The following is a 15,771-nucleotide window of genomic DNA, read 5'->3' on the forward strand; positions in this document are numbered from 1 at the left end:
CACCTCGCGGCCGGCGCCCCCCGCCGTCCGGCTCCGGCCTACGAGGGCCGGGCGGCGCCGTTCACGGTGAGCAGGATGGTGTAGACCGAGGCCGTGGCCGTGATGAACAGCTGGTTGCGCTTGAGGCCGCCGAAGCAGAGGTTGGACACGGTCTCGGGAATGTGGATCTTGCCGATCAGCGTGCCGTCGGGGTCGAAGCAGTGCACGCCGTCCCCGGCCGCGGCCCAGATCCGTCCGGCGGTGTCCACACGGATGCCGTCGAAGACGCCCGAGTCGCAGGTGGCGAGCACCTGTCCGCCCGAGAGCGTGCCGTCCTCGTTCACGCCGAACGCCCGGATGTGGTTGATCCTGGTGTCGACGACGTAGAGCGTGGACTCGTCGGTGGAGAAGGCCAGCCCGTTGGGGCGGACGAAGTCCTCGGCCACTGCCCGGACCTCCCCGGTGGCCGGGTCCACGCGGTAGACGTGGCAGGCCCCGATCTCGCTCTCCGCGCGGTGGCCCTCGTAGTCGGTGTCGATCCCGTAGGACGGGTCGGTGAACCAGATCGACCCGTCCGACTTCACCACCACGTCGTTGGGGCTGTTGAGCCGCCTGCCCTCCCAGCGGTCGGCGATCACCGTGACGGAGCCGTCGTGCTCGGTCCTGGTGACCCGGCGGTTGCCCTGCTCGCAGGAGACCAGCCGCCCCTCGCGGTCGACGGTGTGGCCGTTGGTGTAGCCGGCGGGCTGCCGGAACGGGCCGACCGCGCCGGTCATCTCGTCCCAGCGGAGCATCCGGTCGTTGGGGATGTCGCTCCAGACCAGGAAACGGCCCGCCGGGAAGTAGGCCGGGCCCTCGGCCCAGCGGCAACCCGTGTGGAGCCGTTCGACGCGATCGTCACCCCGGCAGGCCTTGAACCGGTCGTCCAGCGTCTCGAAACGCGCTTCGATCGTCTCCATCGTCCCCATCCTTAGGATCTCATTCTGTCTTTACCTAAGAGGACAGTATGGCATTCGGTCAATCCCCGCGTTCTTCGATTGATGTTCGGCGCTACGATGAACCATCGTGGACAACATCGACCGCGAACTCCTCGCCCTGCTCCAGGCCGACGCCACCCAGTCCTACGCCGCGCTCGGCGAGGCCGTGGGCCTGTCCAGCGGGGCCACCCACGAGCGCGTGCGCAAGCTCCGCCTGCGTGGCGTGATCAGGCGGACCTCGGTGGACGTCGATCCGGCTGCAGTCGGCAAGGGCGTGGCGGCCTTCGTGATGATCGACGCCAACGCGTGGATGGGCGGCGAGGAGACCGCCGCCGCGCTCGCCGCGCTGCCCTGGATCGAGGAGGCCCACATCGTCGCCGGGGCCGCGACCCTGCTGGTCAAGGTGCGCACCTCCAGCACCGAGGACCTGCAGGCCGTGCTCAGGCGCCTGTACGAGGTCCCCGGGGTCACCGGCACCCGGACCGTGGTCGTGCTGGAGACCTTCTTCGAACGCCCCCTCGACCCCCGGGGCGACAGCCCGCGCGGCTAGGACCGGCTGTCGTAGGCCTGGCGGGCGCCGTGGACCCGCTCGATGTTGCTCTCGGCCCATGTCTTGATGGCCAGCATGACCGGCTGGAGCCCGCGGCCGAGATCGGTGAGGGCGTAGTCGACGCGGACCGGCACCGAAGGGGTGACCGTGCGGGAGACCAGGCCGTCGCGCTCCATGCCGCGCAGGGTCTGGGTGAGCATCTTCTGGCTGACACCGGCGATGACCCGGCCCAGGTCGCTGTAGCGCAGCGGTCCGTCCGACAGCGCGTTCAGGATCAGGCTGACCCACTTGTCGCTGATCGTGTCGAGCAGTTCCCTGGCCGGGCAGGCCGCCAGGTAGGCGTCATAGGCGGCCCGCGCGCCGTCTCGCCGCTGTGCGGCCGTCTCGGTGGCCATGGCGCCCCTTCCGGTGCGGTACGCACTTCCAGGTACGTACTTCCCGATAGAGAGTAACACTCCATAGGTTCGTTGCCATCCGATCAGAAGTCATGGAGGCGGCGATGCGCGCAGTGGTGGTCCGTTCGTTCGGCGGACCCGAGGTCCTGGAGATCGAGGAGGTGCCGGTCCCCGGGACGGGCGCCGGTCAGGTGCGGATAAGGGTGGAGGCGGCGGGCGTCAACCCCGTCGACGTGGCGGTCCGGACCGGACTGCTCGTCGAGGCCGGCCTGGCGGAGCGGCGCGAGGTCCACGGGGTCGGCTGGGACGTGGCCGGGGTGGTCGAGGAGATCGGCGCCGGGGTCACCGGGTTCGCCCCGGGCGACCGGGTGATCGGCCTGGCCGACCGGCTCGACCTCCCCCTCGGCGCCTACGCCGAGCAGATCGTGCTGGACGCCGGCGCGGTGGCCCCCGCGCCCGCCCGCGCCACCCCGGAGCAGGCGGCCACGCTTCCACTCAACGGCCTCACCGCCGACCAGGCCCTGGACCTCGCCGGCCTGACCACGGGCCAGACCCTGCTGGTGACCGGGGCGGCGGGCGGGGTGGGCGGCTACGCCGTCGAGCTGGCCGTGACACGCGGGCTCCGGGTGGTCGCCGTGGCGGGTGCCGGGGACGAGGAGCTCGTCCGGAGCCTCGGCGCGGAGTTCTTCGTACCCCGCGACGCCGAGCTGGGCTCCGCCGTACGGGAGCTGGTGCCGGGTGGGACGCACGGCGCGATCGACGCCGCCGCGGTCGGCACGGCCACGCTCACCGCGGTGCGCAACGGCGGCTCCCTCGTGGCCGTGCTCGGCGGCGCGGCGCCCGTCCCGCTGCGCGGCACCCGGGTGGCCAACGTCTGGATCCGCGCCGACGGGGCCCGGCTGGCCGAGCTCGCCCGGCTGGCGGACGAGGGCCGGCTGACCCTCAGGGTGGCCGGCGCCCTCCCGCTCGCCGAGGCCGCGGCCGCCCACGAGCGCCTCGCCGCGGGCGGCCTCCGCGGGCGCCTCGTCCTGCTCCCCTGACATCCCGATCCGCCCTTTGACGTCCCGTCCCGTACGGCCCCGGTGGGCCGTACCGGGCGAGCGGGAGGAGCGCGGCGCGTGCCACCCTGTGGAGCATGCTGACACTGGCGCATGTGAGTGACATTCATATCGGCGGCTCCCCCCGCAGCGTCGAGCGGGCGCGGGCCGTCATGCGACACCTGGAGGAGCTGCCGGGCCCGCTGGACGCCGTCATCGTGACCGGCGACATCGCCGACCACGGCACGGCCGAGGAGTACGGAACCGCACGCGAGCTGCTGACCTCGCGTTACCCGACGGTGCTCTGCCCGGGCAACCACGACGTCCGCCCGGCCTTCCGCGAGGTCCTTCTCGGCCAGGACGGCGACGGCCCGGTCAACCAGGTCCTGCGGCTCGACGGCCTGACCGTGGCCCTGTGCGACTCCAGCATCCCCGGACGGCCGGAGGGTGTCCTGGAGGACGAGACGATCGCCTGGCTGGAGGCCGTGCTCGCCGAGTCCCCCGCCACCCCGGTCATCGTGGGCATGCACCACCCGGCGGTGGCGCTGGGCATCCCCTACGTGGACACCATCGGGCTCCGGGAGCCGGAGCGGCTGGAGGGGGTCCTGCGGCGGCACCCCCAGGTGGTCGCCGTGCTGGCCGGTCACGCCCACACCCCGGCGAGCACCACCTTCGCCGGCCTGCCCCTGATCGTCGCCCCGGGGGTCGTCTCCACCGCGCTGCTCCCCCAGGAGTACGCCTCGCCGGACCCCCGCGACTTCGACCTCCCGCCCCAGATCGCCATGCACGTCTTCGACGACGGCCGCCTCACCACCCACATGCGCCTGGTCCGCTGACCCCGTACGGCGAGGCGGCCCGGCCCTCCCGCGCCCTCACATGGCGCGGTGCTCCTGCGGGCTGACCCCGAGCACGCGTTTGAAGGCGGTGCTGAGCGCGAAGGAGCTGCCGTAGCCGACCTGCCGGGCCACCGCGCCGATGGTGGCGTCGGTCTCGCGGAGCAGGTCGGCGGCCATGGCCAGCCGCCAGCCGGTGAGGAACGCCATGGGCGACTCGCCGACCAGATCGGTGAAGCGACGCGCCAGCGACGCGCGGGAGACTCCGGTCCCGGCCGCCAGCGCGGCCACGGTCCAGGGGTGGGCCGGGTTGTTGTGGAGCATCCGCAGGGCCCGGCCCACCACGGGGTCGCTGTGGGCGCGGTACCAGGCCGGGGCCTCCGCCTCCGGGCGGGAGAACCAGGCCCGCAGGACCGCGATGAGCAGCAGGTCGAGCAGCCGGTCGAGCACGGCCTCCTGGCCCGGCTCATCCTTGACGATCTCGTCGCCGAGCAGCGGGATCAGCGGGCAGTCCCAGGCGTCCTCGGGCAGGACCAGCAGCGCGGGCAGCGCCGCGAGCAGCCGCCGGCTGATCTCTCCGTGCATCTGGTAGGTGCCGGTGATCATCATCGTCGAGCCGTCCGGGCTGTTGCCCCAGGTGCGGACGCCCAGAGCCATCTCCTGGGCCAGGGGCTCACCCTCCGGGGTGGTGCAGTGCTGCCCGGGCTGGATCACCACCTGGGGCGGGGTGGCCGGGTCGTCGGCGACCGTGTACGGATCCGGGCCGCGCATGATCGCGACGTCCCCGGGATGCAGCCGCACCGCGTCACCGTGGTCGGGGATCACCCACGCCTGGCCCCGCATCATGGCCACCAGGGTGAGCGGCGCCCGGTCCTGGATCCGCAGGGACCAGGGCGGGTTCAAGATCGATCGCAGCAGGAACGCTCCTCGGGCCCTCGGCCCGTCCAGGAGACCCGCGAGTACGTCCATATGCTTGACCTTAGACGCATAAACATGGTTTTGCGACTTTCGGCCATGGACCGTCTCATCCCATCGGCGCTTCACTTGTGGCATGACAGAGAACACGCGACAGGGAACGACGCTGGTCCTCGGCGGAACGGGCAAGACCGGCCGCCGCGTGGTGGAGCGGCTCGCCGCTCGCGGCCTGCCGGTGCGGGCCGGCTCCCGCTCGGGCACGCCCCCGTTCGACTGGGAGGACCGGGCCACGTGGGCACCCGCGCTGTGGGACGTTGAGTCGGTGTACGTGACGTACTACCCGGACCTGGCCGCCCCCGGTGCCGCCGCCTCGATCGGCTCCTTCGCCGCGCTGGCGGCCGGCAGCGGCGTCCGGCGGCTCGTCCTGCTGTCCGGCCGGGGCGAGGAAGAGGCCCGGGCCTGCGAGCGGACGGTCCAGGAGTCCGGCGCCGAGTGGACGATCCTGCGGGCGAGCTGGTTCAACCAGAACTTCAGCGAGCACTACCTGCTGGAGCCGGTGCTCAGCGGCGTGGTGGCGCTGCCCGCCGGGAACGTGGCGGAGCCGTTCGTCGACGTCGAGGACATCGCGGACGTCGCGGTCGCGGCGCTGACCCAGGACGGGCACGCGGGCCGGATATATGAGCTGACCGGCCCCCGGCTGCTGACCTTCGCCGACGCCGCCGGAGAGATCGCCAAGGCGGCAGACCGGGAGGTACGGTACGTACCGGTCTCCGCCGAAGAGTACGCGGACGCGCTCGTGGAGCACGGCGTACCGGCCGAGGAGGCAACGATGCTGACCGAGCTGTTCACCAAGGTCCTGGACGGCCGCAACGCCCATCTGACCGACGGCGTCCGGCGCGTCCTGGGCAGGGAGCCCCGGGATTTCGCCGACTACGCGCGGGACGCGGCGGCCACCGGCGTCTGGAACGGCTGAGAGACCCGCAGTCCACGGACACCGGGCGGGATCCCACGGGGGCACGCCCGGTGTCCGTGACCACAGCACATTGGATTTCCGTAACGGAGGATGGGATGTTCGAGTTGTTCCGGAGCACCGCACTGGTCGCGTCCACACTGACCACGGGGCTCATCGCGGGCCTGTTCTACGCGTTCAGCTGCGCGGTCATGCTCGGCCTGGGCCGGACGGACGACCGGACCTTCGTCAGCGCGATGCAGTGGATCAACGTGAAGATCCTCAACGGCTGGTTCCTCATCCCCTTCATGGGCGCGCTGGCGCTGATCGCCCTGGCGGGAGCGCTTCACCTGCGCGGGGACGGCCGCTCCGTGCTGCCCTGGATCGTGGCCGCCCTCGTGCTGTACGGGATGACGTTCGCCATCACCGCCGCCGTCAACGTGCCGCTCAACAACCAGCTCGCCGCGGCCGGAGAGCCCGACGGCATCACCGACCTCGCGGCGGTGCGCGAGGCATTCGAGGCGACGTGGAACCGCTGGAACCTCATCCGCGCGCTGACGTCCACCGCCGCGTTCGGCTGCCTCGTCTGGGCCCTGGTGCTCCACGGCGGCATCACCTCCTCCGGGGCATAGGCCCCCTCCCCGTCATCGCCCCCGGCCCCCCACGGGACCGGGGGCCGGAATCATGGAACCGGGGCCGGAATCACGGGACCAGGGCCGGAATGCCGTCAAGAAACGCGTCATGAGCCGCCAAATCTCGGGCGAGCCCATCAAAGTTTTGCATGATCATGCGCCGCAATGCATACTCTTGTCTCATGTCCAAGGTTCTCACCTCCCTGCCGACCGGCGAACGCGTCGGCATCGCCTTCTCGGGCGGCCTCGACACCTCGGTCGCCGTCGCGTGGATGCGCGACAAGGGTGCCGTCCCGTGCACCTACACCGCCGACATCGGCCAGTACGACGAGCCCGACATCGCCTCGGTGCCCGGCCGCGCGCTGGCGTACGGTGCCGAGGTCGCGCGCCTGGTCGACTGCCGCGCGGCACTGGTCGAGGAGGGCCTGGCCGCGCTCACCTGCGGCGCGTTCCACATCCGCTCGGCCGGGCGCACCTACTTCAACACCACGCCGCTCGGCCGTGCCGTCACCGGGACCCTGCTGGTCCGGGCGATGATCGAGGACGACGTACAGATCTGGGGCGACGGCTCGACGTTCAAGGGCAACGACATCGAGCGGTTCTACCGGTACGGCCTGCTCGCAAACCCCCACCTGCGCATCTACAAGCCCTGGCTGGACGCGGACTTCGTGTCCGAGCTCGGCGGCCGCAAGGAGATGTCGGAGTGGCTGCTCGCCCACGACCTGCCCTACCGTGACAGCACCGAGAAGGCCTACTCGACCGACGCCAACATCTGGGGCGCCACCCACGAGGCCAAGACCCTGGAGCACCTCGACACCGGTATCGAGACCGTGGACCCGATCATGGGCGTGCGGTTCTGGGACCCCGCGGTCGAGATCGCGACCGAGGACGTGACCATCGGCTTCGACCAGGGCCGCCCGGTGACGATCAACGGCAAGGAGTTCGCCACCCCGGTCGACCTGGTGATGGAGGCGAACACGATCGGCGGACGGCATGGCATGGGCATGTCGGACCAGATCGAGAACCGGGTGATCGAGGCCAAGAGCCGCGGCATCTACGAGGCCCCCGGGATGGCGTTGCTGCACGCGGCGTACGAACGGCTGGTCAACGCGATCCACAACGAGGACACCCTGGCGAGCTACCACAACGAGGGACGGCGGCTCGGCCGGCTGATGTACGAGGGCCGCTGGCTCGACCCGCAGGCGCTGATGCTGCGCGAGTCGCTGCAGCGCTGGGTCGGCACGGCGGTCATCGGCGAGGTGACGCTGCGGCTGCGGCGCGGTGAGGACTACTCGATCCTGGACACCTCCGGCCCGGCCTTCAGCTACCACCCGGACAAGCTGTCGATGGAGCGCACCGAGGACTCGGCGTTCGGTCCGGTGGACCGGATCGGCCAGCTCACCATGCGCAACCTCGACATCGCCGACTCGCGCGCCAAGCTTGAGCAGTACGCCAGCCTCGGCATGGTCGGCACCACCCACCCCGCGCTCATCGGTGCCGCCCAGGCGGCCTCGACCGGACTGATCGGCGCGATGCCGCAGGGCGGCGCCGAGGCCATCGCCTCACGCGGCACGGTCTCCGATGAAGACGCGATGCTCGACCGCGCCGCGATGGAGTCCGGCACCGACTGACGGGACCACATCGGCTCGCCTGGCGACCGGGGCCGGAATACGAGCGAAGAGACTGTCCATGACAGTCTCTTCGCTCGTATTCCGGCCGCACCCCAAGTGAAGCGTTCCGGCTTCGACGGAGACCTCAGGGGCCGATTCCAACGGTCTCGCACAGCTCGCGGTGTTCTTGAAGCGCTCCCCACGGATGAATCCGGGGGATTCCAGCCATCCCAACCGTGCGGCTCTGCGCACGGTCGCGACGCTGTTGCTTGGCGGTTCACCTTCCGGCCCCGTTTACGCGGGTTTCCACGCCCCAGCCCGCGATCCCGTTCCGGGTGACGCGGGCTCCGCCCTCCCGGCGGTGAGTGACGGCCAAAGGCGCGAGCCTGGTTATCGCTCACGTGTTCGACCGCGGCTGACTGTATCCGCGCGTGGTGCGCTGCCACAGCCGGTTCCGGCGTTTCCTGACCGCGAAGCGCATGCCGCCCCTTGCGCTCTCAACCGCGAAGCGCATGCCGCCCCTTGCGCCGTTCACCCAGCCGCACGCCCGCGAAGACCAGCACAGCCAGCAGCACGGTGGCGATGACCGCGTTGGTGCCCATGCCGACGTAGGTCTCCACCAGCGACCAGTTCTCACCCAGGGCGTAGCCGGCCAACACGAAGATCGTGTTCCAGATGAGGCTGCCGGCCGTGGTCAGCAGCGTGAAGACCCCCAGGGGCATGCGCTCCACCCCGGCGGGAACGGAGATCAAGCTACGGAAGATCGGGATCATCCGGCCGAAGAACACCGTCTTGCGCCCGTGCTTGAGGAACCACGCTTCGGTCTTGGCGATGTCGGAGACCTTCAGCAGCGGGATCCAGGCGGCCAGGGCCAGCGTGCGCTCACGGCCGAGCAACGCGCCCACCCAGTACAGCGCCAGCGCCCCGATCACCGAACCGGCGGTCGTCCACAGCAGCACGCCGAGCAGGTCCATCTCGCCCTGGGAGGCGGCGAAGCCGGCCAGCGGCAGGATCACCTCGCTCGGGAGGGGCGGGAAGAGGTTCTCCAGCGCGATCGCGATCCCGGCCCCCGGCGCGCCGAGGGCTTCCATCAGTTCAACCAGCCATTCCGTCATGTCCAAGAGACTAGGAATGATCAGGGTATGGCCACCATGAGGCTCATGGCCGTTTCGAGGGTGCGGAAAACCTCAGCCGGTCTCAGGGGACAACGCATGCCGTTCGAGAGGCCGTCACACGCGGGAAACGATCATCCCGCTCACGGGAAACGATCAGTGCATCCGCCTGCCTGCCGCAGGTCCAGCCACTCGTGAACAGCTCCGGAGCCCGCGCCGACCTGCCGCTGTTCGGCGGCAGCACCCTCGCCGGGTTCCTCGCCGAGCTCGGGCTGATCGACGAGCACCAGATCTTCGTCCGCCCCAGTACCGAGCTCGGGCTGATCGACGAGCATCAGATCTTCGTCCGCCCCGGTGTCCACGGCCGATGGGAACCGGCCACGGAGAACGGGCCCCCGCAGGACAGGCTCTAGTGGGGAGCCATGTCGACGAAGCGGCTGTAGTGGCCCTGGAAGGCCACTGTGACCGTGGCGGTGGGGCCGTTACGGTGCTTGGCCACGATCAGGTCGGCCTCGCCCGCACGGGGCGACTCACGCTCGTACGCGTCTTCCCTGTGGAGCAGGATGACCATGTCGGCGTCCTGCTCGATGCTGCCCGATTCGCGGAGGTCGCTGACCATGGGGCGCTTGTCGGTCCGCTGCTCGGGACCACGGTTGAGCTGGGAGATCGCGATGACCGGGACCTCCAGCTCCTTGGCGAGGAGCTTGATGGCCCGGGAGATCTCGGAGACCTCGTTCTGGCGGCTCTCGGTCTTCTTCGGCGAGGACATGAGCTGCAGGTAGTCGATGATGACGAAGCGCAGGTCGTTGCGCTGCTTGAGACGGCGGCACTTGGCCCGGATCTCCATCATCGACATGTTGGGCGAGTCGTCGATGAACAGCGGCGCCTCGGCCACCTCGCCCATCCGCCGGGCCAGCTTGGCCCAGTCGTCGTCGGTCATGGTGCCCGAACGCATGTTGTGCAGCGCCACCCGAGCCTCGGCGGACAGCAGACGCATCGTGATCTCATTACGCGACATTTCCAGCGAGAACACGACAGTGGTCATACCGTGCTTGATAGCGGCAGATCTGGCGAAATCCAGCCCCAAAGTCGACTTGCCGATGGCCGGGCGGGCGGCTACGACGATCATCTGGCCGGGGTGGAGGCCGTTGGTGAGGGAGTCGAGGTCCTGGAAGCCCGTGGGGACGCCGACCATCTGGCCGCCCCGGCCGCCGATGGCCTCCAGCTCGTCGAGGGCGCCGGGCATGATGTCGGCCAGGGGGACGTAGTCCTCGGAGGTGCGGCGCTCGGTGACCTTGTAGATCTCGGCCTGGGCGCGGTCGACGAGGTCGTCGACCTCCTCGTCCTGCCCGCCGTACCCGAAGGAGACGATGCGGGTGCCGGCCTCGATCAGCCGGCGGAGGATGGCCTGCTCGCGGACGATCCGCGCGTAGTAGCCGGCGTTGGCCGCGGTGGGCACGACGGCGGTCAGGGTGTGGAGGTAAGCGCCGCCGCCGACCCGGGCGACCTCGCCGCGCTTCTGCAGCTCGTCGAAGATGGTGACGGCGTCGGCGGGGTCGCCCCGGCCGTAGAGGTCGGTGATGATGTCGTAGATGATCTGGTGGGCCGGACGGTAGAAGTCGTCGGAGCGCAGGATCTCGACGACGTCGGCGATGGCGTCCTTGGACAGCAGCATGCCACCGAGGACGGACTGCTCCGCCTCGATGTTGTTCGGTGGGGTGCGCTCGAATCCCGGCTCGAAGACCGGTGGCTCCGCGATGCTCACCGCACACCCCCTCTTTCGAACACAGTTACGCTATCCCCATTTTTAGCCGCCCAGTCTGACAGTTTCCTCGCTCCCCGGACCAAGTGGCAACGCGACCTGTAGACAGGGGTGTGGATAAGGTGGCCAGTTCTTCCCCAGGGGCGGGGGCAGCCTGGGGACAGTTCTGTGGATAACTCTTTTCTGTAGGCCCACAGGGCCGCCTGACCAGCAAAAACGTCATCCACTGCCTGTGGAGGAAAGAAAGTTGGGACGACACGCCGAGACTATGCTCACATGGCATGTCCCGTCCCGTTGATCCCTAGGGGAGCCGACCCACAGGTAAGAGGCACAATAGATGGGTGCCTCTTACCCCCAGAGCCGGCCGCGAACATGACAGGCAGATCCTCCGGCTGGCCGTACCGGCCTTCGGAGCACTGGTCGCCGAGCCGCTGTTCCTGCTGACGGACTCCGTCATCGTCAGCCACCTGCCCGCCCCCGCGCTCGGCGCGCTGGGGGTGGCGAGCACCGTGCTGAGTGTCCTGGTGGGATTGTGCGTGTTCCTGGCCTACGGCACGACGGCGGCGGTGGCCCGGCAGATCGGCGCGGGCAACACCCGGCGGGCGATGCGGCAGGGGGTGGACGGCCTCTGGCTGGCCGCCGGGGTCGGCCTGGCGATCATCGCGGTGGTGTGGCCGCTCGCGCCCTCGCTCGTCCACCTGATCGGCGCCGAGGGCGAGCTCGCCCGGCAGGCGGTGACCTACCTGCGGATCAGCCTGCTGGGCGTCCCGGCCATGCTGCTCGTCCTGGCCGGGACCGGCGTGCTGCGCGGCATGCAGGACACCGCGACCCCGCTGCTGGTGTCCGTCGGCTCCTTCGCGCTCAACGCGGTGCTCAACCTGGTGTTCGTCCTGGGCATGGGCTGGGGTGTCGCGGGCTCGGCCTGGGGCACGGTGCTGGCCCAGTCGCTCGCCGCCGCGGTCTATCTCGTCCTGGTCTTCGGGCGGCACAGAGCGCCGCTCAGGCCGGATCTGGCGGGCATCAGGGCCGCGGGCTCCGCCGGGGTCGCCCTGGTCATCCGTACGGCGTGCATGCAGGTGGTGATGACCATCGCGGCGACCGTGGCCACCCGCATGGGGGACGACCAGATCGAGGCGCACACGGTCGCCGTCAGGATCTGGACCCTGCTGGCCTTCGCCCTGGACGCGATCGCCATCGCCGGGCAGGCCATCACCGGCCGCACCCTGGGCGCGGGTGACGTCGCCGGGACCCGGACGGCGACCTGGCGGATGGTCATGTGGGGGATCGGCTCGGGCGTGGTGCTGGGGCTCGCCGTGGTCGTGGCCAGGCCGTTCGTGCCCGGTCTGTTCGACGCCGGTCCGGCGATGGCCGGGGAGCTGCTCGACCTGATGTGGGTGATCGCGGCCCTGCAGCCGATCGCCGGGGTGGTCTTCGTCCTGGACGGGGTGCTGATCGGCGCCGGCGACCAGCGCTATCTCGCCTGGGCGAGCATGTGGACGACGCTCGCCTACCTGCCCGCCGCGCTGCTGGTGGTCCTCGCCGGCGGCGGCCTGACCGCGCTCTGGCTGGCGCTGGGGGTGTGGATGACGGCCCGGCTGGTCACTCTGGGAACGCGCGCGTACGGCAGGGCGTGGTTGGTGATCGGTGCGTGATCTGGCGGTGTCCACCACGTGATCGGCTACCTCTTGTACGACGCAACCCCCTGCGGCACTGTGAACACGTCCGCTATGAAGGTGTTCCACCCATGATGATTGGGTTGCGCCGTGCCCGAAGGTACATCCTTATCGATCTTACGCCGCCTGCCGCCCACCGAGGTCACGAACCGATGGACCGGCGCGCGCCACGGTCTCCCCAAGGCCTACGGCCGTACGGACCTCGTCGTCCTGGGCGTCGGTGTCATGATCGGTGCGGGCATCTTCAGCGTCGCCGGCCGGCAGGCGGCCACCATGGCCGGCCCCGGCGTGATCCTCTCCTTCATGATCGCCGGTATCACCAGCCTGCTCGTGGCCTTCTGCTTCGCCGAGCTGTCGTCGGCCATGCCGACCTCGGGCAGCGCCTACACCTTCACCTACGTCATCTTCGGTGAGGTGTGGGCCTGGCTCGTCGGCTGGGCGCTGGTGATGGAGCTGCTGCTCGCCACCGCGGTGGTGGCCCGCGCCTGGTCCCTCTACGCCGCCCAGATGCTCGCCGACCTCGGCGTGCGCCTCCCGGACCTCCTGGCGAAGATCACCGGCCAGGCCGAGGGGTTCGACCTGTTCGCGCTGTTCATCCTGGTGGTGCTGACGGCCGTGGTGGCGCTGGGCGCCCGGGTCGGCCTGCGCACCCTGTGGATCATCGTGGTCGCCAAGCTGCTGGCCGTCGGCGCGGTCATCGTGGTCGGCGCCGCCCACTTCGACCAGCGGAACCTCTCCACCATCCCCGTCCCGGCGGTCCCCGCCGGGCCGGCCGACGACACCCTGAACTCCCCGCTGCTCGGCGTCCTGTTCGGCCAGACGGGCGCGTTCGGCTGGTTCGGCATCTTCGCCGCCTCGGCGGTCATCGCCTTCGCCTACATCGGGTTCGACATCGTGGCCACCGCGGCCGAGGAGGCCGAGGACGCCCCCCGGTCGATCCCGAAGGGCATCATCCGCAGCCTGGTGATCACCACGATCATCTACATCGCGGTCGCGCTGGTGATGGTCGGCATGACCCCCTACGACAAGATGAGCTCCAAGGCTCCGCTCGCCAACGCCTTCCGCCAGGCGGAGGAGGGCTTCATGGCGCACATCATCAACATCGGCGCGGTCCTCGGCCTCACCACGGTCGTCCTGGTGCTGCTCGTCGGCCTGACCCGGGTGATGTTCGCCATGGCCCGGGACGGGCTGTTCCCCCGCTCGCTGGCCAGGATCAACCGGAGCTACCACAGCCCGACCAGGGTCACCCTGCTCATCGGCGGGGTGGCGATCCTGCTGGCCGAGTTCGTACCGGTGCTGACGCTCGAACCGCTGGTCGTGATCGGCACCCTGTTCGTCTTCATCGCCGTGGCCGCCGGGGTGATCAGGATGCGGCGGACGATGCCGGACCTGCCCCGCGGCTTCCGGGTCCCGCTCTCCCCCGGCGTGCCGATCGCCTCGATCCTCGCCTGCCTGTGGCTGCTGGTGAACCTGCAGGTCATCACCTGGCTGTACTTCGCCGCCTGGATGGCCCTCGGCATGCTGGTCTACCTGCTGTACGGCAGGCGCAACAGCGTGCTCGCCGGAGTCCGGCCGGCGGCCGCCCCCCTCGGCGCCGAGACCCGCGGCCGGCACCGCCGCTGAGACCCTACAGCCGCCGGCTGTCGAGCACGCTCCGCAGGAACTCCCGGGTCCGGGGCTCCCGGGGATCGGTGAAGATCTGCTCGGGGGTGCCGCGTTCCAGGAGCACTCCGCCGTCCAGGAAGCAGACGGTGTCGGCGATCTCCCGGCAGAAGCCCATCTCGTGGGTGGTCAGGATCATGGTCATCCCGCCCGCCTTGAGCTCCCGGATGATCTCAAGCACCTCCTTGACCAGGGCCGGGTCCAGCGCCGAGGTGACCTCGTCCAGCAGCATCAGGCTGGGCCGGGTGGCGAGGGCCCGGATGATGGCGACGCGCTGCTGCTGACCGCCGGAGAGCCGGTCGGGGTAGGCCCCGGCCTTGTCCGCCAGGCCGAACCTGGCCAGCAGCTCGCGGGCCTCCTTCTCGGCCTGTCCGCGGCCGACCCTGTGCACCTTGCGCGGGGCCAGCGTGATGTTGTCCAGCACGGTCATGTGCGGGAAGAGGTTGAAGGCCTGGAACACGATGCCCATGCGCCTGCGCGCCTCGTCGGCGTCGACCCGGACGTCGGTGATCTCGTCGCCGTCCAGGTAGATCACACCGTCGTCCACGGTCTCCAGCAGGTTCACGCAGCGCAGCAGCGTGGACTTGCCCGAGCCGGAGGCGCCGATCAGGCAGACCACCTCGTGCGCCTCGACCGACAGGTCGACACCGCGCAGCACGCTGTGGCCGTGGTAGTTCTTCCAGACGCCCTCGATGGTCAGCAGGCTCATGGGTTCTCCTCGACTGGCGGCTCGCCGGGCCGTGAACCGGGGCCGTCGTGCCCGCCGGGCCGCGCGCCGTACCCACCGCCGTACCCGCCGGCCCGTCCGGCGCGCGCGCTCACTGGCCCCGCCGCCGCTGCGAGCGGGCCGCCAGGTAGTCGGTGAAGCGGGCCATGGGGATGGTGAGCAGGATGAACAGCAGCGCCGCCGCCAGATAGGGCGTGTAGTTGAAGGTGCTGGCGGCGTGGATCTGCGCCTGGCGCAGGGCCTCCAGCGGGCCGATCGTGGCGACCAGCGCGGTGTCCTTCTGCAGCGAGACGAAGTCGTTGAGCAGCGGCGGCACCACCCGGCGCGCGGCCTGCGGCACCACCACGTACCGCATGGTCCTGCCGTGGCTCAGCCCGAGGGAGCGGGCCGCGGCCCACTGGCTCGGATGCACCGAGTCGATGCCCGCCCGGAACACCTCCGCCACGTAGGCCCCGTAGGACAGGGTGAGCGCGATGACGCCCAGCGTCGCCAGATCCGTCGGCATGCCCTGCAGGCCGAGCGCGGGCAGGCCGAAGCCGACGAGGTAGATGACCAGGATCGTGGGCACGCCGCGGAAGACATCGGTGTAGGCCACCGCGAGGGCACGCAGCGGGAAGAACACCGGTGCCTTGAGGTTGCGCGCCAGCGCGACCAGCAGGCCCACGATCAGGATCAGCGGCTCGGCGATCAGGAAGATCTTGATGTTCAGCAGGAAGCCGCTCAGAACGTCCGGCAGCGCCTTCACGAACTGCTCGGGGTTGAAGAACGTCTCCTGGACCCGGGGCCAGCCGGGCGAGTTGGTGAAGAGCCAGACGAGCAGGACGATCAGCAGGATCGTCGAGGCGGTCGCGATCGAACTCGACCGGATCGACCTCTGCCTTCGGAGTCGCTCCCGCTCCGCCTGCCGCTCGCTCTTCACCCAGGCCGCGTGGGCCGTCACGCGATCACCGTTCTCCGC

At 70.3% G+C, this 15,771-nt stretch carries 16 protein-coding genes; 9 read left to right on the forward strand and 7 right to left on the reverse strand.

Going from position 1 to position 15,771, the window contains the following annotated elements; translation table 11 throughout:
- Nucleotides 1–38: 38 nt before the first annotated feature.
- Nucleotides 39–938 carry an SMP-30/gluconolactonase/LRE family protein gene (locus SROS_RS45085; RefSeq protein ID WP_012895680.1) on the reverse strand — a complete coding sequence of 300 codons (900 nt, stop codon included), beginning with the start codon at nt 936–938 and terminating at the stop codon, nt 39–41.
- A 106-nt stretch (nt 939–1,044) separates the two neighbouring features.
- Between SROS_RS45085 and SROS_RS45090 the strand changes: the two genes are divergently transcribed.
- The gene (locus SROS_RS45090; protein ID WP_012895681.1) at nt 1,045–1,506 is read left to right on the forward strand and encodes an Lrp/AsnC family transcriptional regulator; all 462 of its coding nucleotides are present in this window, start codon (nt 1,045–1,047) and stop codon (nt 1,504–1,506) included.
- Here the strand turns inward: SROS_RS45090 and SROS_RS45095 are convergent.
- Nucleotides 1,503–1,901: a winged helix-turn-helix transcriptional regulator gene (locus tag SROS_RS45095; RefSeq protein ID WP_012895682.1), complete on the reverse strand. Its 399-nt coding sequence runs from the start codon at nt 1,899–1,901 to the stop codon at nt 1,503–1,505. The genes SROS_RS45090 and SROS_RS45095 overlap by 4 nt on opposite strands.
- A 104-nt stretch (nt 1,902–2,005) precedes the next feature.
- Between SROS_RS45095 and SROS_RS45100 the strand changes: the two genes are divergently transcribed.
- Nucleotides 2,006–2,941 (forward strand): NADP-dependent oxidoreductase, encoded by a 936-nt coding sequence (locus SROS_RS45100; RefSeq protein ID WP_012895683.1) that lies wholly within the window; start codon nt 2,006–2,008, stop codon nt 2,939–2,941.
- Nucleotides 2,942–3,054: 113 nt separating this feature from the next.
- Entirely contained in the window at nt 3,055–3,774 is a 720-nt protein-coding gene (locus SROS_RS45105; protein WP_245564523.1) for a phosphodiesterase, read from the forward strand.
- 36 nt (nt 3,775–3,810) lie between these two features.
- On the opposite strand, the gene SROS_RS45110 is transcribed toward SROS_RS45105, so the two are convergent.
- Nucleotides 3,811–4,740 carry an AraC family transcriptional regulator gene (locus tag SROS_RS45110; RefSeq protein WP_012895685.1) on the reverse strand — a complete coding sequence of 310 codons (930 nt, stop codon included), beginning with the start codon at nt 4,738–4,740 and terminating at the stop codon, nt 3,811–3,813.
- A gap of 82 nt (nt 4,741–4,822) precedes the next feature.
- Here SROS_RS45110 and SROS_RS45115 point away from each other — a divergent pair, with 82 nt between their 5' ends.
- From SROS_RS45115 to argG, 3 genes are all read left to right on the forward strand, one after another.
- A complete protein-coding gene (locus SROS_RS45115; RefSeq protein WP_012895686.1) occupies nt 4,823–5,659 on the forward strand; it encodes an NAD(P)H-binding protein in 837 nt (278 codons plus the stop codon).
- 95 nt (nt 5,660–5,754) lie between these two features.
- Entirely contained in the window at nt 5,755–6,267 is a 513-nt protein-coding gene (locus SROS_RS45120; protein ID WP_012895687.1) for an anthrone oxygenase family protein, read from the forward strand.
- Between the two features lie 182 nt (nt 6,268–6,449).
- Nucleotides 6,450–7,898 (forward strand): argininosuccinate synthase, encoded by a 1,449-nt coding sequence (gene argG, locus SROS_RS45125; RefSeq protein WP_012895688.1) that lies wholly within the window; start codon nt 6,450–6,452, stop codon nt 7,896–7,898.
- Nucleotides 7,899–8,374: 476 nt separating this feature from the next.
- Here the strand turns inward: argG and SROS_RS45130 are convergent, their stop codons facing one another.
- The gene (locus SROS_RS45130) at nt 8,375–8,992 is read right to left on the reverse strand and encodes a DedA family protein (protein WP_012895690.1); all 618 of its coding nucleotides are present in this window, start codon (nt 8,990–8,992) and stop codon (nt 8,375–8,377) included.
- Nucleotides 8,993–9,183: 191 nt separating this feature from the next.
- Between SROS_RS45130 and SROS_RS45135 the strand changes: the two genes are divergently transcribed.
- Nucleotides 9,184–9,402, forward strand: coding sequence for a hypothetical protein (locus tag SROS_RS45135; protein ID WP_012895691.1), 219 nt, complete (start codon nt 9,184–9,186; stop codon nt 9,400–9,402).
- Here the strand turns inward: SROS_RS45135 and dnaB are convergent.
- The gene (dnaB, locus tag SROS_RS45140) at nt 9,399–10,754 is read right to left on the reverse strand and encodes a replicative DNA helicase (RefSeq protein ID WP_012895692.1); all 1,356 of its coding nucleotides are present in this window, start codon (nt 10,752–10,754) and stop codon (nt 9,399–9,401) included. The genes SROS_RS45135 and dnaB overlap by 4 nt on opposite strands.
- A 338-nt stretch (nt 10,755–11,092) precedes the next feature.
- On the opposite strand from dnaB, the gene SROS_RS45145 reads away from it, so the two are divergent.
- Nucleotides 11,093–12,403, forward strand: a complete 1,311-nt coding sequence (locus SROS_RS45145; protein ID WP_012895693.1) for an MATE family efflux transporter — start codon at nt 11,093–11,095, stop codon at nt 12,401–12,403.
- Between the two features lie 111 nt (nt 12,404–12,514).
- Nucleotides 12,515–14,047 (forward strand): amino acid permease, encoded by a 1,533-nt coding sequence (locus tag SROS_RS45150; protein ID WP_012895694.1) that lies wholly within the window; start codon nt 12,515–12,517, stop codon nt 14,045–14,047.
- A 4-nt stretch (nt 14,048–14,051) separates the two neighbouring features.
- Here SROS_RS45150 and SROS_RS45155 read toward each other — a convergent pair whose 3' ends face one another.
- Both SROS_RS45155 and SROS_RS45160 read right to left on the reverse strand, forming a co-directional pair.
- Complete coding sequence (locus tag SROS_RS45155) at nt 14,052–14,795, reverse strand: amino acid ABC transporter ATP-binding protein (protein WP_012895695.1); 744 nt, start codon at nt 14,793–14,795, stop codon at nt 14,052–14,054.
- A gap of 109 nt (nt 14,796–14,904) precedes the next feature.
- Nucleotides 14,905–15,753, reverse strand: coding sequence for an amino acid ABC transporter permease (locus SROS_RS45160; RefSeq protein ID WP_012895696.1), 849 nt, complete (start codon nt 15,751–15,753; stop codon nt 14,905–14,907).
- Between the last annotated feature and the right edge of the window lie 18 nt (nt 15,754–15,771).

The organism is Streptosporangium roseum DSM 43021 (assembly GCF_000024865.1).
GTDB lineage: Bacteria > Actinomycetota > Actinomycetes > Streptosporangiales > Streptosporangiaceae > Streptosporangium > Streptosporangium roseum.